General features: G+C 60.4%; 19 protein-coding genes. 7 read left to right on the top strand and 12 right to left on the bottom strand.

The features are described 5' to 3' along the window. Positions 1 to 76: 76 nt before the first annotated feature. Positions 77 to 967, bottom strand: a complete 891-nt coding sequence (locus JJQ51_RS29685) for an SMP-30/gluconolactonase/LRE family protein (protein WP_113352418.1) — start codon at positions 965 to 967, stop codon at positions 77 to 79. A 90-nt stretch (positions 968 to 1,057) separates the two neighbouring features. On the opposite strand from JJQ51_RS29685, the gene JJQ51_RS29680 reads away from it, so the two are divergent. Next, positions 1,058 to 1,477 (top strand): GlcG/HbpS family heme-binding protein, encoded by a 420-nt coding sequence (locus JJQ51_RS29680; protein WP_145323771.1) that lies wholly within the window; start codon positions 1,058 to 1,060, stop codon positions 1,475 to 1,477. Positions 1,478 to 1,538: 61 nt separating this feature from the next. On the opposite strand, the gene JJQ51_RS29675 is transcribed toward JJQ51_RS29680, so the two are convergent. Together JJQ51_RS29675 and JJQ51_RS29670 are read right to left on the bottom strand one after the other, a co-directional pair. Beyond that, complete coding sequence (locus tag JJQ51_RS29675) at positions 1,539 to 2,570, bottom strand: L-idonate 5-dehydrogenase (RefSeq protein WP_269245629.1); 1,032 nt, start codon at positions 2,568 to 2,570, stop codon at positions 1,539 to 1,541. A gap of 11 nt (positions 2,571 to 2,581) precedes the next feature. Next, positions 2,582 to 3,529, bottom strand: coding sequence for a 2-hydroxyacid dehydrogenase (locus JJQ51_RS29670; protein ID WP_162746389.1), 948 nt, complete (start codon positions 3,527 to 3,529; stop codon positions 2,582 to 2,584). A gap of 86 nt (positions 3,530 to 3,615) precedes the next feature. Between JJQ51_RS29670 and JJQ51_RS29665 the strand changes: the two genes are divergently transcribed. From JJQ51_RS29665 to JJQ51_RS29645, 5 genes are all read left to right on the top strand, one after another. Further along, positions 3,616 to 4,374, top strand: a complete 759-nt coding sequence (locus JJQ51_RS29665; RefSeq protein WP_113352414.1) for an SDR family oxidoreductase — start codon at positions 3,616 to 3,618, stop codon at positions 4,372 to 4,374. Continuing rightward, complete coding sequence (locus JJQ51_RS29660) at positions 4,343 to 4,885, top strand: gluconokinase (protein WP_113352413.1); 543 nt, start codon at positions 4,343 to 4,345, stop codon at positions 4,883 to 4,885. The genes JJQ51_RS29665 and JJQ51_RS29660 overlap by 32 nt, the downstream gene beginning before the upstream one ends. Next, complete coding sequence (locus JJQ51_RS29655; RefSeq protein WP_113352412.1) at positions 4,882 to 5,769, top strand: NAD(P)-dependent oxidoreductase; 888 nt, start codon at positions 4,882 to 4,884, stop codon at positions 5,767 to 5,769. The genes JJQ51_RS29660 and JJQ51_RS29655 overlap by 4 nt, the downstream gene beginning before the upstream one ends. Next, the gene (locus JJQ51_RS29650) at positions 5,766 to 6,098 is read left to right on the top strand and encodes a hypothetical protein (RefSeq protein ID WP_095436432.1); all 333 of its coding nucleotides are present in this window, start codon (positions 5,766 to 5,768) and stop codon (positions 6,096 to 6,098) included. The genes JJQ51_RS29655 and JJQ51_RS29650 overlap by 4 nt, the downstream gene beginning before the upstream one ends. 134 nt (positions 6,099 to 6,232) lie before the next feature. Next, positions 6,233 to 7,252, top strand: coding sequence for a LacI family DNA-binding transcriptional regulator (locus JJQ51_RS29645; RefSeq protein WP_113332780.1), 1,020 nt, complete (start codon positions 6,233 to 6,235; stop codon positions 7,250 to 7,252). A 58-nt stretch (positions 7,253 to 7,310) separates the two neighbouring features. Here the strand turns inward: JJQ51_RS29645 and JJQ51_RS29640 are convergent, their stop codons facing one another. From JJQ51_RS29640 to JJQ51_RS29630, 3 genes are read right to left on the bottom strand one after another with little or no spacing between them, the layout of a single operon-like run. Then, a complete protein-coding gene (locus JJQ51_RS29640; RefSeq protein WP_113352411.1) occupies positions 7,311 to 8,405 on the bottom strand; it encodes an ABC transporter substrate-binding protein in 1,095 nt (364 codons plus the stop codon). Between the two features lie 40 nt (positions 8,406 to 8,445). Further along, on the bottom strand, positions 8,446 to 9,516 hold the full coding sequence (locus JJQ51_RS29635) for an ABC transporter permease (protein ID WP_069615586.1): 1,071 nt from the start codon (positions 9,514 to 9,516) through the stop codon (positions 8,446 to 8,448). A 16-nt stretch (positions 9,517 to 9,532) separates the two neighbouring features. Next, a complete protein-coding gene (locus tag JJQ51_RS29630; RefSeq protein WP_113352410.1) occupies positions 9,533 to 11,029 on the bottom strand; it encodes a sugar ABC transporter ATP-binding protein in 1,497 nt (498 codons plus the stop codon). Between the two features lie 386 nt (positions 11,030 to 11,415). Here JJQ51_RS29630 and JJQ51_RS29625 point away from each other — a divergent pair, with 386 nt between their 5' ends. Further along, positions 11,416 to 12,402, top strand: a complete 987-nt coding sequence (locus tag JJQ51_RS29625) for an AraC family transcriptional regulator (RefSeq protein ID WP_162749434.1) — start codon at positions 11,416 to 11,418, stop codon at positions 12,400 to 12,402. A 213-nt stretch (positions 12,403 to 12,615) separates the two neighbouring features. Here the strand turns inward: JJQ51_RS29625 and dhaL (JJQ51_RS29620) are convergent, their stop codons facing one another. From dhaL (JJQ51_RS29620) to JJQ51_RS29595, 6 genes are all read right to left on the bottom strand, one after another. Further along, positions 12,616 to 13,272 (bottom strand): dihydroxyacetone kinase subunit DhaL, encoded by a 657-nt coding sequence (dhaL, locus tag JJQ51_RS29620; protein ID WP_113352409.1) that lies wholly within the window; start codon positions 13,270 to 13,272, stop codon positions 12,616 to 12,618. Between the two features lie 55 nt (positions 13,273 to 13,327). Beyond that, positions 13,328 to 15,424: a bifunctional sugar-binding transcriptional regulator/dihydroxyacetone kinase subunit DhaK gene (locus JJQ51_RS29615; protein ID WP_113352408.1), complete on the bottom strand. Its 2,097-nt coding sequence runs from the start codon at positions 15,422 to 15,424 to the stop codon at positions 13,328 to 13,330. Between the two features lie 133 nt (positions 15,425 to 15,557). Then, on the bottom strand, positions 15,558 to 16,199 hold the full coding sequence (dhaL, locus tag JJQ51_RS29610; protein ID WP_113352407.1) for a dihydroxyacetone kinase subunit DhaL: 642 nt from the start codon (positions 16,197 to 16,199) through the stop codon (positions 15,558 to 15,560). 14 nt (positions 16,200 to 16,213) lie between these two features. Then, the gene (locus JJQ51_RS29605) at positions 16,214 to 17,206 is read right to left on the bottom strand and encodes a dihydroxyacetone kinase subunit DhaK (RefSeq protein ID WP_113352406.1); all 993 of its coding nucleotides are present in this window, start codon (positions 17,204 to 17,206) and stop codon (positions 16,214 to 16,216) included. Between the two features lie 34 nt (positions 17,207 to 17,240). Continuing rightward, on the bottom strand, positions 17,241 to 18,014 hold the full coding sequence (locus JJQ51_RS29600; RefSeq protein WP_113352405.1) for an SDR family oxidoreductase: 774 nt from the start codon (positions 18,012 to 18,014) through the stop codon (positions 17,241 to 17,243). Between the two features lie 61 nt (positions 18,015 to 18,075). Continuing rightward, positions 18,076 to 19,065 (bottom strand): substrate-binding domain-containing protein, encoded by a 990-nt coding sequence (locus JJQ51_RS29595; protein ID WP_113332773.1) that lies wholly within the window; start codon positions 19,063 to 19,065, stop codon positions 18,076 to 18,078. Between the last annotated feature and the right edge of the window lie 49 nt (positions 19,066 to 19,114).

Here is a 19,114-nt window from a genome sequence, read left to right as displayed (position 1 = left end):
CCGAAGCCTCGATAGGGCTGTCCTTGTTGCTGCGCCGCTTTACGGATCGTTTCGTAATGCGGTCCCAGCCCTGGTGTTAAAGTGCGCCGCTTCGGTTGAGCGAGATCGAATAAACGCTGGTCGTCGCTGTGATGAACAGCTTGTGCTTGCCGCGGCCGCCGAAGCAGAGGTTGGAGACCGTTTCCGGCACCAGGATCTTGCCCATGAGATGGCCGTCGGGGGCGATGCAATGCACACCGTCGGCGGCCGACGACCAGAGATTGCCATCGCTGTCGAGGCGCATGCCGTCGGCGCAGCCCGGTGAAATCGCATGAAATACTTCGCCGCCGGATAGCCGCCAGTTTTCACCGACATTGAAGACCCGGATATGCTGCGGATCGCTGCCATGCATACGACCGGTATCGGCGACATAAAGCTTCTTCTCGTCAGGGCTGAAGGCGAGGCCGTTCGGGCAGTTGAAATCCGTCAAGACGGCCTGCATGGAGCCATCGGGATCGACGCGATAAACATTGCAGGGCAGCTCCTGCTCGCTCCTGTATCCTTCGTAGTCCGTCGCAATGCCGTAGTGTGGATCGGTGAACCAGATGGCGCCGTCAGAGGCGACGATGACATCGTTGGGTGAATTCAGGCGCTTGCCCTGGAACCGATCGGCGATGACCGTGATGGAGCCGTCATATTCCGTTCGCGTGACACGCCTGCCGCCATGCTCGCAGCTGACGAGCCGGCCCTGCCGGTCACGCGTATGGCCGTTCGAAAAATTCGAGGGTTCGCGAAAGATGCTGGTGCCTAGCCCCGGTATCCAGCGCATGATGCGGTTATTCGGGATATCCGAGAAGAGCAGGCAGTTCAGATCTCCGAACCAGACAGGCCCTTCCACCCAGTCGAAACCGGTGGCGATCTGCTTGACGGGAGCATTGCCAAGAACAAATTTCCCGAAGGCCGGGTCCATGATCTCGAAGAACGACATTGTAACAACACCTCCCATAAGGTTACATCGAGAGATCGATGTGTTATCGATAACATATTCAATAGAGTCCGCAAGTCGGGAGGATAGTGCATGAGCCATGTTCTGGCGTCGAGTGTCTTGAGCGACGAAGGAGTGATGACGTTGTTGACCGCTGCGATCTCGGCTGCTTCGCAGATGGGGCAGCCGCAATGCATCGTCATCGTCGATCAATCCGGCGTGATGCTAGGGTCCTTCCGCATGCACGGTTCACGTTTTCAGTCGCTGAAAAGCGCCACTGCCAAGGCACAGACGGCTGCTTCCATCGGCGGGCCGAGCCATTCGCTGCCGGAGCATGCGCGAGTGCCGCTGGCGATCGCGACCCATGGTGGCATGACGGGTTTGCGCGGGGGCTTGCCCATCCGTGTCGGCGGCACGCTTGTCGGCGGTATCGGCGTTGGTTCCGGGTCAGGCGAGCAGGACGAGCAGGTTGCGCGCGCTGCGCTCAAAGCGATCGGCGCCGATCTCGACTAGGCCGGACGTGAGCGCGAAATCCATTTTCGCTTTCGATCGGTGGATTTCGCGCCGTTTCGGTTCAGGTAAAGGCGATCTGCGCCTTCATCGCCTGGCTTCGATCCGAAGCGATCTCGAAGGCGCTGATCGCGTCGGCAAGCGGTACCGTATGGGTGATGAGCGGCCGCACATCGATGAGACGCTTGCGCATCAGATCGACGCCGACGGTAAACTCCTCATGAAAGCGGAAAGAGCCGCGTAGTTCCAGTTCCTTGGCCGTGATCGCCAGCATCGGCAAGCTCATGTCGCCGCCGATACCAAGCTGTACGATAATCCCCCGCGGCCTCAATGCGGTAATGCCGCCGGCAAGGGCAGCGGCAGCGCCCGAGCATTCGTAGAGCACGTCGAAAGTGCCCTTGTCCGCGGAATAGGCGGCAAGCGCTTCGGGCTCGTTCTTTGTATTGATGACCCTGTCGGCACCCGCTTGCCTGGCAAGCGACAAGGTGAAATCCGAAAGATCGGTTGCGACGATCTCGACGGCACCGGCACGGCGTGCGGCCAGGATCGAGAGAACGCCGATCGGACCGCAGCCGGTCACGAGGACGCGCTTGCCGAGCATCTCGCCCGCTCGCCGCGTGGCATGCAAGGTCACGGCCAAAGGTTCCGCCATGGCCGCTTCACCCGCTGTCAGACCATCGGCCGGCACGCATTGGATGGCATCGGCCACCAGCGTCTCGCGGAACGCACCCTGGATGTGCGGGAAGGGCATGGCGCTGCCATAAAAGCGCATGTTGAGGCATTGATTGGGCAATCCCTGCAGACAGTAGCGGCAAGTCCGGCATGGGCGGGAGGGGGAGACGGCAACGAGCTGACCGATCTCGAGCCCTTGCACGCCCGGGCCGAGCGCGGTGACGGTCGCGCTGACCTCGTGCCCAAGGATCATCGGCTCCTTCAGGCGCACGGTGCCGAAGCCGCCGTGATGGTAGTAGTGCAGGTCGCTGCCGCAGACGCCGCCTGTTGCGAGCTTCAGCTTCACTTCTCCCGCACCCGGTTCTTCCTCCGGATAATCCTCGATACGCACATCCTTGGCGGCGTGGGCGATGATGGCCTTCATGTCTTTTTCCCTCAAAGAACGGGTGTCGGCAGCGCCTGGCCGGCGAAATGAGCGGCGAGATTGTCGCGCACGAGCTTACCCATGGCCTTGCGCGTCTCGACCGTGCCGGAGGCATGGTGAGGCTGCAGCAGCACATTGTTCAGCGCCAGGAAGCGCGGATTGAGCTTCGGCTCGCCTTCGAAGACGTCGAGCGCTGCCGATCCGAGCTTGCCGGCCTCCAGCGCGTCAAGCAGTGCCTCTTCGTCTATATTGGACGCGCGGGAGATGTTGATCAACATCCCTTCCGGGCCGAGCGCCTCGATCACCTTATGACCGACAATATGCCGCGTTGCCGCTGAAGCAGCGAGCGTGACGAACAGGAAATCCGATTGTGTCGCGAGCTCGACGGGATCGGCCACGAAGGCCATATCGGAGGCGTAGGATTTCGCCTCGACGTCCGAATAGGCAATCTGCATGTCGAAGCCCTTCAAGCGTTTGGCGACTTCGAAGCCGATGCGGCCAAGACCGAGCACGCCGGCACGCCGTCCCCAGACGCGGCGCTTGAGGGGGTAAAGTCCCTTTTGCGCCCAGCTGCCGTCACGCACCCATGTCTCCGCGCCGATCATGCCGCGCGACAGGCAGAGCATCATCGCAATTCCCAAATCCGCGACATCGTTGGTCAGGACGTCGGGGGTGTTGGTGACGCGAATGCCGCGCTCGCGGCAGGCTTGCAGGTCGACGGCATCGAAGCCGACGCCATAGACCGAAATGACTTCCAGTTTGGGGCAGGCCTCGATCATGGCGCGGTTGGCACCGAGTTCGCCGCGTGTCGCAATACCCCTGATCGATGGTCCGACCTCGGCGAGCAATTTGTCCTTGTCGGCAGCCTCGAAATAGCGATGAACCTCGAACGTCGCGTCGAGCGGCTCTTGATCCCATTGCGGGTAGGGGCCAATCTGCAGGATCGGTGGTTTGTTCATCTCACGCATCCTCCCTTGACATCAAATGTTATCGATAACATAAACAAGGGAGGCGACCAATGTCGAGATAAAAAACGGAGGAAACGATGTCTCTTGGTCTTTTCGATCTGAAAGGGCGTCGTGCCCTGGTGACGGGTTCTTCCCAAGGTATCGGGCTTGCGCTCGCCAAGGGCCTGGCGGCTGCTGGCGCCGACCCGGTGCTCAACGGCCGCGACAAGGAAAAGCTTGCCAAGGCGGCTGAAGACTTTGCAGGCAAGGTGCATGTGCTGCCATTCGATGCCACCGATCACGAGGCCGCGCGTCGAGCCGTGGATGCGTTCGAAGCCGAGACGGGGGCGATCGATATTCTCGTCAACAATGCCGGCATGCAGTTTCGCACGCCGCTGGAGGATTTTCCCGCCGACGCCTTCGAGCGGCTTCTGCGGACGAACATCTCGAGCGTTTTCAATGTTGGCCAGGCGGTCGCCCGTCATATGATCAAGCGCGGCGCCGGAAAGATCATCAACATCGCAAGCGTGCAGACGGCGCTGGCGCGGCCCTCGATTGCGCCATACACGGCAACCAAGGGCGCCGTCGGCAATCTGACGAAGGGTATGGCGACGGATTGGGCGAAGCATGGGCTGCAATGCAACGCCATCGCGCCCGGTTATTTCGATACGCCGTTGAACGCAGCTCTCGTTGCAGATGCCGATTTCTCCGCGTGGCTCGAAAAGCGCACGCCGGCCGGCCGGTGGGGTCGCGTCGAAGAATTGGTTGGCGCCTGTATCTTCCTTGCTTCCGATGCCTCCTCTTTCGTCAACGGTCATGTGCTCTATGTCGACGGCGGCATCACGGCTTCGCTCTGATGGCGTTTTGCCGCGCCACTTCGTCATCATGGGCGTCAGCGGCTGCGGCAAGTCGTCCGTTGGCTCGGCACTCGCAGCGCGCGTTGGCGGCATTTATGTCGATGGTGATGATCTTCATCCCGTGGCCAACATCGCCAAGATGAGCGCCGGCATTCCTCTGACGGATGCCGATCGATGGCCCTGGCTCGACAAGATCGGTCAGCGCCTGACTTTGGCGAATGAGATCGCGCTGATTGGGTGTTCGGCGCTGAAGCGCATTTATCGTGACCGGATCCGCGAGGTCGTCGGCGCGCCGGTCTCCTTCATTCATCTCGCCGGTACGAGGGAAACCATTCTGAAACGCATGCAGGCAAGGCGCGATCACTTCATGCCGCCGGCTTTGCTCGCCAGTCAATTTGCCGCGCTCGAGCCGCCGGGGGCCGACGAGCAGGCGATCACCGTCGATATCGATCAGCCGCTGGATCAAGTTGTGGCGGCCATCTTAATTGCCTTGGAGGAGACGCAATCATGAGCAGCAAGGTGGCGCTGATCGGCGCCGGTGCAATGGGCGGAGCGATCGGCGCTCGCCTGGTGGAGACGGGCAACCAACTCACTGTCTTCGATCTCGACAAGGAGAAGGTCGCGGCACTGACTGCAAAAGGCGCCACGGCTGCCGCCAGTGCGGCGACCGCTGCTGCCGTTTCCGATTTCGTCATCCTCAGCCTCAATTCGCCGAAGATCGTCCATGCCGCCGTTTTCGGACCTGAAGGTGTTGCCGCAGGTGCTAAACCGGGCACGCTGATCATCGATATGTCGTCGATCGACCCCGATGCGACAAAGGCCCTAGCCGCAGAGGCTGCGGAAAAGAGGCTGCGCTGGGTGGATAGCCCGCTATCCGGTGGGGCGCCAAAGGCCCTGATCGGACAATTGACGCTGATGGCCGGCGGCAGCGAGCAGGATGTCACCGATGCACATAAGGTTCTGCGCCATGTGGCCTCGAACTACACGCATATGGGTCCCGTCGGTGCGGGCCAGACCACGAAGCTCATCAATCAGGTTCTTTGCGCATTGAATTTCCTCGCCGTCGCCGAAGCAACGCAACTGGCGCTCGATGCCGGCGTCGATGCTGCGAAAATCCCGCAGGCGCTGAAGGGCGGACGGGCCGACAGCGCCATCCTGCAGGAATATATGCCGCGCTACGTCAGCAAGGATTATCGCCGCACCGGCCGCATCGACAACATGGTCAAGGATCTGAACGGCGCTCAGGATCTCGCTCGCAGGACCAATACCGCCATGCCGCTGACGGCGGTCTGTGCCGAGATACACCGCATGCTGACGGCTTCCGGGCTTGGCGGTGAGGATCAGGCCGCGCTGATGGAATTCTTCAAAGGGCCGAACAAGGAGATCGCCGGATGATTACCCGATACGCATTATTCGAAGGCAAGGTCAAAGACGGAGAGGCAGAGGCGTTTCGAACGGCTGTCATGGAAACCATTCTGCCGAAGTGGAAGCAGTTTCCGGGTGCCCTCGACGTGCGGGTTACCTTTGCCGAGGCCCGAGATGAAGGTGCCCCGGAGTTCCCGATGATTTTGGCCGTGAACTATCCGGATATGGCCGCCGTGGAGAAGGCGCTTGCAAGTCCGGTGCGCACGGAGGCACGTGCTGCGACGGAAGCGGTTCTCTCGCGCTTTTTCGAGGGGCGCATCCATCATCATGTGACGCTCGCCCATGAGTTTGAGCTCTAGACCGCCATCCGCGGGCGCTTTCCGATGCACGGCGCCCATACTGTCTTGCGCGCATGGCGGCATAGCTGAGAGCGCCTCTTGCTATTCTAGGAAGAGGCATACTACTCTGATGGTAACGATAACATAGGCCATTGATGAGTAACGATCGCAAAACGCCGACTATGGCAGACATAGCCCGCGTCATGGGAGTTTCTCCCATGACCGTGTCGCGTGCCTTCAAGGCCGATAGCCTGGTCAGTCCGGAGACGCGCGAGGCGATCCTGCGAACGGCGGAAGAGCTGGGCTATGTCTTCGACAGCACAGCATCCAACCTGCGTTCGCAAAAGTCCGGCTTTGTCGCCGTTACCATTCCATCCATCAACAATGCCAACTTCGCGGATACGGTCGGCGGCCTCTCGGACACCTTATCCAAGCGGGACATGCAGATCCTACTTGGCTATACGAACTACGATGTCGAAGAGGAGGAGCGGCTGATTGAGCAGCTGCTCCGCCGCAGACCGCAGGCGATCGTCGTGACCGGCGGCACGCATACGCAGCGAGCGCGTAAACTTCTGCAGACAGTTGCAATCCCCGTGATCGAGACTTGGGATATCCCGACCGATCCGATCGGCCATTATGTCGGCTTTTCCAACCGAGCCGTCATGCGCGATATGGTCGATCATTTCGTCGCACTCGGCTGTCGCCGCATCGCCTTCATCGGTGGTGATGTCCAGCGCGATTCACGCGGTAGCGAACGCCGGCTTGGCTTCATCGCCGCGATGCAGGCGTATGGTCTCGATGCTTCCAGGCTGATTGCAGCCGGATCGCCGCCGATCTCGATGCGGGAGGGTGCCAATGCCATGGCTAAACTGATCGAGCTCTATCCCGATACGGAAGCCGTCGTCTGCGTCTCGGATCTTGCCGCCTACGGTGCACTTACCGAATGTCGGCGGCTCGGGATTCCGGTGCCGGAACGCTTTTCCATCGGTGGTTTCGGCAATTATGAAATCGGCGAGGTCTGCGTGCCGACTTTGACGACGATCAATGCCTTCGCGCGTGAGATCGGCGAGCGGACTGCACAATTGATCCTGGATATTCTCGATGGCACGCAGTCGATTCCTGATGTCAGGATCTTGCCGCAACTGATTGCACGCGATAGCAGCCGCCAAGCTTAGTGTTGTTGTCGAATGATGTGGCCCGGCCATTAAGCCAGGCCACGTCCCGTCCCTGGGATCATTTACCCCAGATCTTCTTATACTCGTCCTTGTAACCGTTGTCCGGATCGAAGGTGTTCTTCGGGCCGCCATCGGATTGGATATTGTCTGCCGTCACGACGTGTAGCGGTGAGAGATAGCCGGACCATTTTTCACCGGCGAAGGCACGATTGAGTTCATCGACCAATTGCCAGCCCTGGAGATTAAGGGGTTCGGCAACCGTAACCTTCTGGAATTGACCAGCGCGGATGCGTTCATAGGCCGATTGCGAGCCATCGCCGGCAGCGACATTGATCGGCGCATCGGTGCCGCTCTTGCCGGCGGAGGCGAGCGATGGACCCATGAAATCGAAATAAAGGTCGTTGATCGCAAGCGAATGCGTCCAGCTGTCACCGTATTTCTGAAGGAGGGATGTCGTGAGCTGCGGCATGCGCTGCGATGTCTCGGCAATCGGCGTATCGACATATTCGAGAACCTTGCCGCCCAGACGCTCGATCTCCTGCTTCATTTTGTCGGCCTTGGCGATAGCGATCGCATAGGTGGAGTCGGTGAAGATGATGACGCCCGGCTTGCCCTTGGCATCGACGAATGCCCAGTCGGCGGCTGCTTTCGAGACTTCCATAGCGTCGGTGCTGACATTGGCGAAGAGGCCGTTCTTGTCGTCGGGGCCGATCACCGGGCCGGCATGCCAGGCGACCAGAGGGATTTTGGCGGCCTTCGCCTGTTCCAGCGCAGGGGCCTGTTCGACGGCATCGAAGCCGTCGATGATGATGCCGGCGGGCTGCAGCGCTATCGCCTGACCGAAGGCCGCTGTACGGCCGCCGATGGAGCCCGCGCCATCGAGAACCTTCACCTCCCAGCCGATCGCCTTCGCCGCTTCCTCGACACCGTTGCTCACGCCGAGAATGCCGCCATTCTTGAGATCGCCCGCGAGCACGACGATGGTCTTGCCGGTCTGCGCTTTCGGACCTGTCGTCGGGCCGTCCCATTTGGTGACCGGGGTTGCGTATTTATCGACGACGGCCTTCGCATCCGCCAACGGATCGGCATAGGCCTGGCCGGCGCATAGCACCAGGATCGCTGTCGTGGCCTGCAGGAATTTTCTACGGTTCATGTCTTCTCCTCCCTTTGAACATTCGAACTTCAGATGATCTTCATTTCTCCGCCGGCTTGGCGGAAAGTTGCGGCGCCTGGGCGGGGGCCATGCGTCCTGCATGGCTGCGGCGGCGCTGGGCGTAACCGGCAATACCGATCGCGACGAGCAGGGTGACGCCATTGAATAGAGGCTCGACATAGAAGGAGCCGCCGAACTGCTGGATGCCGGCAATACCAACTGCCAGAATGATGACGCCGATCATCGTGCCCCAGACGTTGACGCGACCGGGCTTGATGGTGGTCGATCCGAGGAATGCGCCGACCAATGCAGGCAGAAGATATTCGAGCCCGACGCTTGCCTGGCCAATGCGCAGCTTGGAGGCAAGGAGGACGCCGGCAATGGCGGCAAGTGTTCCCGAGGTAACGAAGGCGCCGATGACGAAGCGGCGGACGGGAATGCCGTTGAGCGCGGCAGCCTTTGGATTGGCGCCGATCGCGTAGATATAGCGGCCGATCGGCAGATATTCGAGGACGATCCACATGACGAAGGCAAGCGCCAGGACATAGATGCCGGTGATCGGCAGGCCGAAGACCATCGTGCCGTTCAGCGCATAAAATCCTTGCGGCAGCATGCCCACGACCTGCCGGCCGCCGGTATGCCAGAGTGCGATTGCATAAAGAACAGTGCCCGTGCCGAGCGTTGCGATGAAGCTATCGATCTTGGCAATCTCCACCAGCAGGCCGTTCAGAAAGCCGGTCAGTGCGCCAAGCGCGATGACGATCAGGACCGCAACCGGCCAGGGCAGGCCGAACATCGTCTGAAGGCTGATCGCCAGCACATGCCAGAGCACGATGCCGTAGCCGATGGTCAGATCGATGCGCCCCGCCGCCATCGGGATCATCGCGGCCAGCGACAGGATGGCGATGATCGTTTTGTCCGAAATGATCGAACGCAGATTGAGCATCGTCGGGAATGTCTGCGGTAGCAGAATCGAGAAAAGCAGGATCAGGAAGACCGTCAGGATGACGAGGCCATAGACGGGCAGCAAGCGCTGGATCTTCTGGCCGAGGCTCATGGCTGAGAGCTCGGCGCGGGTCGGCTCAAGCGCGTTGGATTCGATCGATTGCATGGTGTTCTCCTCCGGTTCAGGCCGCTTCGGATGCAGACGCGGCAGCGATGACCGCCGGTGTTGTAAGGTCGGCATCGCTGAGTTCGCGCACGATCCTCCCGCGCGAAAACACCAGGGCACGATGGCAGATGTGAGCGATTTCCTCGAAATCGGTGGAGACGACGAGAACGGCAAGGCCAGCCTCGACCGCCTCGGCAATCAGCCGATAGATGTCTGCCTTGGCGCCGACATCGACGCCGGCGGTCGGATCCTCGGCGATCAGCAATTTGCGTCCCGTCGCCAGCCATCGTCCCACGACGACCTTCTGCTGATTGCCGCCGGATAGGGCTTCGATGGCAAGGCTCTGATCGTTAGGCCTAAGGCCGACACGGCTTCCAAGTGAATAGGCAGCTTCTGCTTCGCGGCGTGGAGACAGGAACGAAAACAGGCTTCGTCCGGAGGCGCCGGGATTGAGGAAGGTATTTTCACGCAGGCTGAGCGACATGGCGACGGATTCTTCCGTCCGATCCCTGGCGATCAGGCCGATGCCCGAAGCCATCGCGGCGACGGTGCTGGAAAGGTCGGGTGCGGCCCCATTCAAGCGAACGCTGCCCTGCGATGGCTCGCAACCGAACAGCGCCCGTCCGATCAATTCCTGACCGGCGCCGCGCAGGCCGACGAGACCGAGCAATTCGCCCTGTCGGATATCGAAGGACACAGGTCCTGCGCCGCGGCAGGTGAGCTCTTTTACGGAAACGATGGCAGGCCCGGCGCTTCTTTCCGCCTTAACGAAGAGCTGGTCCGCCTTGCGCCCGACGATCATGCGGATGAGCTCATCCGGCGTCGTCTCGGAGACTGGCTTTTGGCCCACCAGCTGACCATCGCGCAGCACGGCGACGCGGTCGGCGATACGGAAGATTTCGTCGAGCCGGTGCGAGACGTAGATCATGGCCACGCCGCGCTCTTTCAGCGGGCGGATGGCAGCAAAGAGCTTTTCGACCTCATCGGCGGGCAGGCTGGCTGTGGGCTCGTCAAGCACAAGCACGTCGGCTTCGACAGCGAGTGCGCGGGCGATTGCCACGAGCGACTTTTCCGTACGGGTCAGCTCCTGAACGCGGGTCGACGGATCGAAATCGCAGCCGACGAGTTTTAGCGCTTCCGCGGTGCGCCGCTCCGTCGCCCGCCAATCAATCAGCCGTCCGCGCAGGGAATAGCCCTGGGCGAGCCCGACATTCTCGCCCACCGTCATCCATTCGATCAGTCCGAGATCTTGATGGATAAAGGCGACCGGCTGGCGCTGATTGGGTTGCGGCGGGCGATGATGATAGGGCTTGCCGCCAAACAGGATCTGCCCGCCATCCGGCTTGTAGATGCCTGCCAAGGTCTTGATGAGCGTCGATTTGCCCGCGCCATTCTCTCCGAGAAGCGCGAGAATTTCGCCCCGCTGCAGGTCGAGAGATACGTTCGACAGCGCGCGCGTTCCGCCAAATTCCTTGGTGATATCGGAAAATTCGAGCAGCTTTCCGTTGTCCATCCTGCTCCTCCCAAAGCTTCGATGGGAGGAGGCTATGTTATCGATAACATTCCGTCAAGTGGCTCAAAGGCATCCGAGGAATACTCAGGCACTTAGCGTCGGCGCACACGGAAGTCGGCGTATTAGCCGAGGTTTTGGTTTAGGTATAAAATATATTCCTGAAGGTCGGATCATATTATGAAATAATATAAGTATAATCAAAATGCATGCAGTGAGGAGATGCTGATATATCCATATGGTTGCAATTGTAATATTTATTGTTTATCGAATTGATTTTGTTTATCATCTAGATTTATCTCAAATGGAGATGTGAGTGAGGATTTACTTTCAGGGATATAATTGAAGCCTGAAAGATAATCCGCCGATGCGGCACAAGAGAGGATTATTTGACCTACGCGACGCTCTCGGTGTTCAAAGTCGATAAGGCCGATGCCGAGGAGATGACGGCGCATTATGCGAGAACCCTGTTTCCCGCCATTGTCGAGCCTCTCAATGGCCGCGGCACGATTTCGGTGGTGGATCGTCACTACACGATCGGTTCCTGCAGCATCTGGCGCGGCAAATGTCATTCCGGCATGAGCGTCAAATTGTCCGGCGGTCCCGATGCCTACGGCCTTTATCTGCCGACCGCTGGCAGGATGCTGATCGAGACGGAAGGGCGGCAGCTGGAGTCGCTGCCGGGCAGGGGTCTGCTGGCCGATATGTCATGTTTTGAACATCTGACATTGTTCGAACAGCGCGGTCATATGGGTATGGCGTTCGAGAAGCCGGCTATGGTCCGGCAGCTGAGCGAGTTGCTGGACGCACCGGTTCGAGATGATCTGAAATTTACCGGTCCGGTCGATCTGATGTCGGGGCGAGGCATGCAGGTCGCAACGCTTGCAAATCTCCTGTGGCAGGATCTCGCGACAGGCGGCGCAGAACGATCTTCGGCCGCATTCATCGAAAGGCTCCTGCAGGCGATGATGATCGCTTTGCTTGAAACCGTCCCGCACAACTACTCGGTTCAATTGCTGCGACCGGCGTCACCGGCCATCCCGAGGCAGTTGAAACGCGCGATGGAATATATGCACGCCAATGCCGGTGCAGACATCAGGATGGCCGATATTGCCCGGGAAGCCGGAACGAGCGTGCGGTCCTTGCAGGCGGCGTTTCAGCAGTTCAAGAACACAACGCCTCTTGGCTACTTGCGGAACATACGACTGCAGGGTGCGCGCAAAACCCTTATGGATTCGGGCCATTCACGGTTGGTTGCCGACATTGCGCGCGATTGGGGATTTTCTCATATGGGCCGCTTCGCTGCACTTTACTATCAATCCTTCGGCGAGATGCCGTCCGAGACCGTCAGGCAACCGCGGCGCGGGAATGAATAGTGCTGCGATCTGCTTGCGCGAGGAAGTTGCTTTGCCGGAGCGGATCTATTCGCCGACTGCGTTACAACGAATGGAGCGGATTGAGCATCCGGACATGTAGTTATTGCATCGACAAGCTTGAAAATCGGAACGACGAGAGCTGGCTAACCAATATCGAGCGGGCATTGGTGAGAACAATTTAGCAACATCACATGTTAGTAGGCTCCTAATCGCTTAACCGCCGGCCTTATCCTCCACAAACGTATCCCGCATCGCCCGCAGAATAATCACCGCCGAAGCCGCCCCCGGGTCGATATGCCCGAGCGACCTTTCCCCCAGCCGCGCCGCGCGGCCGCGGGCGGCCACCATGGAGCTTGTGGAATTCGCTCCAGCTTCGGCAGCGTCGATTACGGCGCTCCACATGGCGGCAACATCGCGTGAAGCTGCCTTTGCATCGATGGCGGCTTCGGCGGCGGGGATCCATGCGTCGAGCATGGTCTTGTCGCCGCGCTGGCCCTTGCCACGCTGCTGGATGCCGGCCCGCATCTCGTCGATGATCATGGCCTGGCAGGCCGGAGAGAGGGATTCATCCGCCTTCAGCGCTTGCGAGGCCCGCCGGAAGGCGGTGGCATAGAGCGGGCCGGTCGAGGCGCCGACGGCATCCAGGAAGGCGGAGGCTGCGGTGGAGAAGATCTCCGAGGGCGATGCTTGCGCAAGATCGAGCTTTGCGAGCTCCGCATTCACGGCCATGAAGCCGAGAGACATGGTGATGCCGTGATCGGCGTCGCCGATTGCGCCATCCAACTCGGAGAGGCGGTCTTTTTCGGCATTGATCGCGATCGATATGCGCTGAAACATGGTGCCCAGGCAGCGGGCGGCTTTTTCCGGCATCGTCTTCCTCCCGATCCCGGCCATGTCTGTTGTCGCCGGGCACATTTTTATAGCTTTATCCGACCTTCAGCGCGAAGGTGTCGCACGGATGGTTCAGCATTTCGGTCAATTCCTGATCGAGATGCAGGATGGATATGGATGCACCGACCATGTCCAGCGACGTGCAATAATGTCCCACCCAGTTTGCCTCGATCTTGATGTCCTTGGCGCTCAGCCTCTGTTCGACGCGGCGGAACAGGATGTAGAGTTCCATCAGCGGCGTCGCGCCGAAGGAGTTGATGAGCACGGCCACCCGATCGCCTGCAACCGGCTTCATTTCGGAGAATATCCGGTCCATCACCCGGTCGGTGATCTCGTCGGCGCTCATCATCTTCTCGCGGGTCACGCCGCGTTCGCCGTGAATGCCCATGCCGAATTCGATATCGTCAGGCCCGATTTCGAAGTTATGGCGTCGGGTTTGCGGCAGGGAACAGGGCTCGAGCGCAACGCCCATGGTGAACGTCCGGTCATTGGCCTTGCGTGTCACTGATTCGCAAGCATCGAGTGACAGGCCCTTGTCGCAGGCAGCGCCTGCGATCTTGAAGATGAAGAAATTGCCGGCAACGCCGCGTCGTCCCTCGCGATCCTCGATCGGAGAGGAGGAGATATCGTCTGTGGTCAGCACCGTGCGAACGTCGATCTGGTGCTCCTGCGCCATTTCGGCGGCCATCTCGAAGTTCATGACGTCGCCGGCATAATTGCCATAGACAAAGAGCACGCCTTCGCCGCCGGAGGAGGCCTTGGCGCATTCGAGGATCGGGGTTGGCGGAGGCGAGGAAAAGATGTTGCCGATGGCGACGGCATCGGCAAGCCCCTTGCCGACATAGCCAAGAAAGCAAGGCTCGTGGCCGGTGCCGCCGCCGATCACCAGGCCGACCTTGCCCGGCCTCGGGCCGGTTCGCGCCATCAGCGCGCGGTTCGATCCCTTGATCGGCACGATATGCGAGGCATGTGCCTTGACGATGCCTTCGAGCATCTCGTCGACGACATCGTCGGGATTGTTGAGGAATTTCTTGATATGCGTTCGATAGCTGCTGGGCAGGGCAATGCTGTTGTCCGTTCTCGGACGCTGCTGGGCTTTCTGATCGAATTCGGTGACGCCATCGGCATTCAGAATGCCGCGCCCGGTGGCTGCATCGGTAATCAGCACGTTGATATAGCCGCCGCGCAGGGCGGCGAGAATTGCGGGCACCTTGTCGAAGCCGCCGGCGACGGCGATGCGTAGCCCGATGGATTTCAGCATGTCGAGGGATATGCCGATGGTGCGCTCGTCGAGCGGCCCTGCAACCGGCAGCCCCTTGGCGTCGATGAAACGGCCGGCAAGAACACCGACGGCATTCTTGGCCAGATAATCCTGGAGGGAGACGGACTCGAAGAAACCGCTGCTGTGAACCGTCGAGTTCGGTCGCAGCGACGCCACGCCGAAGATGGCCTTGTTGGCTTTAGAAAGCGTGGCAAACTGATCCTCGACCAATGGTTCGCGCAACAAGATCTCCCGAACCTCAGGCGCCGAAACGATCGCAGGGGCCGTGATGTTGATCAACCTGCCGCCTGTCACATCGGCAAAGGCACTGGCACAGAGTTCCGGCGTGTAGGCAAAGAGTGCACGGGTGCCACCGGTTGCCTGGACGATGGTAACATCCTGCAGGTTCGGCACATTGGCCTGCTCCGCGACCGCGAGAACCGTTCGGCCCCAGGCGACGGCAAGCGTGTCGCCGGATTTCAGCAAGCGGGCGATGGCCTGCGCGCCAGCGGTCCCAAGGCGGTCGATCAGCGGCCGCGAACCATCGTCGCTGGGCACCACGAGACAGTCGTGCAGGCCGAAATGGCGCTTGAGTTCCTGTGCGATTGAGAGCGAGCTCAGGCGGGATGGCTCGAGCGAGATATTGACGATGCCGCGGCTGCGGGCATCGGCGAGATAGCTATTCACGGTCGCCCGCGAAATGCCCATGATCTCGGCGATGTCGCCCTGGGTCTTGCCATCTTCATAATAGAGCCAGCAGGCCCAAACGTAAGGGTCGTCGCCATAGCGCAGCGGCATGCTGTCGGTTGCGTCAGGCACGCCCGCCTTGCTTGCACTATTCTTGCCGACCGAAGATGCCTTGCCTGTCATGATGATTCACTGTTTCCCGTTTTCGCCTGAAGATGAAAGCAATGACGCATGTTTGCAAATGCTTCTTCTTGAGGAGGGGCGGCGCGCGACCCCGTGGTGGAGCACGGGGTCGCGCAGCCTTGGGAGAGCCCTGCTATTGCAGTCGTGCGCGAGCGCCGAGGGAAAGTTCCTTCAGGATGATGGCGCAGGAGGTCGCACCAGCGTCGAGAACGCCGAGCGAGCGCTCGCCCAGCCGGCTAGCGCGGCCGATCTTGGCCACAAGATTGAGCGTCGAATCTCGGCCAGTCTCGGCGGCGGCGACCAAAGCCTCGAGCGCCTCGGCAAAGGACTTGCCAGCTACATTCGCAGCATCGAAGGCCTCGATCGCCGGAACCAGCGTGTCCAGAAGCGTCTTGTCGCCGACCTTGGCCGAGCCGATCGACTGGATACCTTCGAGCCCGGCATGCAGTGCCTTGCCATAGGCTGCGCTATCGATCGCATCGATGCCGTCGAGCTTTTCGGCAATCTCGGTGAACATGACGCCGTAGAGCGGGCCCATGGAGCCGCCGATCTCGGTCATCAGAACCGTGCCCAGCGTATCGAGCGAGGCTGACAGCGACTGGCTCTTGCCCTTCAGGCGTTCCGCGGCCATGCCGAAGCCCTTGGCCATGTTGACGCCATGGTCGCCGTCGCCGATCTTGCCGTCGATCGCGCTGAGATAGGCGCGGTTCTCGACGATGCGGTCAGCCAGCGCCAAGACGATATCGCCCGATGTTGCATTGTTGAATGTCTGCATGCGTGCGTCCCCCCTCAGAGCAGCGTCGTGCACTCGACCTCGACGTCCAGGAGCTCTTTCAGCTCCTCGTCGAGTGCCATCACGGTCAGTGTCGCGCCGACCATTTCGAGCGACGTGAAGTAGTTGCCGATATAGGTCTTGTAGATCTTCAATCCCCGTTCGGAGATCTTCGTCTCGATCGTGTCATTGAGGATGTAGAGCTCGTTGACCGGTGTCGCGCCGAGGCCCGATACGAGGACGGCCACTTCCGTGCCGGAGGCCAGATTATGATCGTCGAGCACGATCTGGCACATGTCCTCGGCAATCTCGGCTGCAGTCTTCAGCGGCTCGACGCGAACGCCGGGTTCGCCGTGATGGCCAATGCCGACTTCCATCGTGCCGGGCTCGATCCGGAAATTCGGGTGACCAACGGCGGGCAGGGTGCAGGGACCAAGGCCGATACCGACGGAGCGGCAATTGTCGATCGCCCTTTGCGCGGTCACACGGACTTCCTCAAGGCTTGCACCCTTGGAAGCCTTGGCACCGCCGATCTTCCACATGAAGATTTCGCCGGCCACACCACGGCGCTTCTCGCGCTCCTCCGGTGGTGCCGAGCAGACATCGTCGTTGGCGACGACGGTCGCGACTTCGATGCCGTCCTTGGCGGCAAGCTTCGTCGCCATCTTCACGTTCATGTTGTCGCCGGCATAGTTGCCGTAAAGGCAGATAACACCACGGCCGCCGTTAGCTTCACGTATGGCGTCGTGGAAGCTCTTGGCCGTCGGCGACGAAAAGAGCTCGCCGACTGCGACCGCATCCAGCATGTTCTTGCCGGTATAGCCGATGAAGGCCGGCTCATGGCCGGAGCCACCGCCGGTGACCACGCCGACCTTGCCGGCATACGGCGCATCCTTGGCGACGACGACGCGCGGATTGTCTGCCAGACGGACGATGTCCGAATGCGCCTTGATGAAGCCTTTTACAGTATCTTCAACGACTTCATCGGGATTGTTGATGAACCGCTGCATGGTCTCTCCTGTCGAAATTGTCGAGCGCTTGCGCTCAAAGAATGGTGTAGCCGCCGTCGATCAGCAGATCGGCGCCGTTGATCATGTCCGCGCCGGACGAGGAGAGGAAAACAGCTGCGGCTGCAATCTCCTGCGGGAAGGCGAAACGGCCCGTCGGGATGCGCTTCTTGGCGGCCTCGCCTTTCTCGCCGGCCCAGGCCTTCTTGCCGAGCTCGGTCAGCACGATGGTGGGCGAGATGGTGTTGACGTTGATGCCGTGTTTGCCCCATTCGGCGGCAAAGGTCTTGGACATGCCGATCACGCCGAACTTGGAGGCGCAGTATGCGACATGCTCTTCAATGGCGACCGTGCCGGCCTGCGAGGCGAGGTTGACGATCTTGCCGCCCTTGCCGGCGGCGATCATCGCGCGACCGACAGCCTGTGTGACCAGGAAGGTGCCCTTGAGATTGATGTTGATCGTCTTGTCCCAATAATCGAGCGGCAGATCCTCGGCGGGAGCAAGGAAGACGACGCCGGCGCTGTTGACGGCGATATCGACGCTGCCGAAATGCGATACGACATCGCTGACGGCCTTGTTGACCGAGGCCGGATCGGACACGTCGCAGACGAATGCTTCAGCGCCGCCGCCGATTTCCGATGCCTTTGCCTTCGCCAAGTCGACATTGATATCGAGAACCGCGACCTTCGCGCCCTTGGCGGCGAATGCAGCAGCGACCGCGGCACCGATGCCGGAGCCGCCGCCTGTGACAAGCGCCGTCTTGCCTGAAAGCGGGAAGTTCAAATCAATGTCTGGGGATGTCTCGGTCATCTTTTTCAAGCCTCTGTTTTCGGGGTGTGGCGAGGCGATGGTTCGCCCCGCCACATTGGTCTTACTTGCGGGTTTCGAGCAGCTTGTCGACGTTCTCGGCCGTTACCGGGGTCCACGGAACATTGTAGTTCTTGTCCTTGCCATCGTTGAACGGCATGGCCGGATACTGTTCCCAGATCTTGGATTCCGGCTTGTAGTTGCCTTTCTTGGCGGCAAAGATTGCGAGATCGAGGGCGCCCTGGGCCTGCGCGCTGGCGTCCTGCAGGATCGAGGTCATCGTACCGGCCTTGACGGCATGGAGCGCATCGGTGATGCCGTCAATGCCGGCAATGGCGAAGTCCTTGACGTTAAGTTTGGCAGCCTTGATCGCTTCGATCGCGCCGAGCGCCATCTCGTCGTTCTGGCCGATGACGCCGTTGATCTGGCCGGGATGAGACGTCAGCCAGTTTTCCATCAGGGTTTGGGCTTCGGCACGCGACCAGTTGGCGGTCTGGTCTTCCAGCACCTTCACATTCGGGCACTCGGCAAGCGCCTTCTTGTTGCCTTCGAGGCGCGAGATCTGAGCGGACTGACCGATCGGGCCTTCGAGGATGACGACGTTGCCCTTGCAGCCAATCTTGTCGAGGACGGTCTTGGCTTCCATGTAGCCGGAGATCGTGTCGTCGGAACCGACGTAGGCGGTCAGCAGGTCGGAGTTGACGCGGGTGTTCGAGCCGACGACGGGGATGCCGGCGTCATGGGCGGCCTGTACGGCGGTTGCTGCAGCTTCGATATCGATCGGCACGAAGATGATCGCGTCGAACTTCTGCGTGATCATCGTGTTGACCTGCTCCTGCTGCACGAGCGCGTCATAGCGGCCGTCGAAGATGGTCAGATCGACATCGCCATTCTTGACGGCGGGGTGTTCCTTCAGCGCTGCCGACCAGATCTGCATGAATTCGGCATTCAGGCCGTAGGGTGCCGCGCCAATTTTCAGCTTCTTGTCCTGGGCGAGGGCAGGTGACGCCAGAATCGCTGTCGCTGCAACAAGAGCAATCAATAATTTCTTCATTATAAGTCTCCTCCGTTGAAAGTCCGGCCGTCGCCTTGACGCGCCGTTT

The organism is Rhizobium sp. AG207R, from assembly GCF_027109195.1.
Taxonomy (GTDB): Bacteria; Pseudomonadota; Alphaproteobacteria; order Rhizobiales; family Rhizobiaceae; genus Rhizobium; species Rhizobium dioscoreae.
The sequence above is the reverse complement of the archived record's forward strand: the minus strand, read 5'-3'. Positions and strand labels throughout refer to the sequence as shown.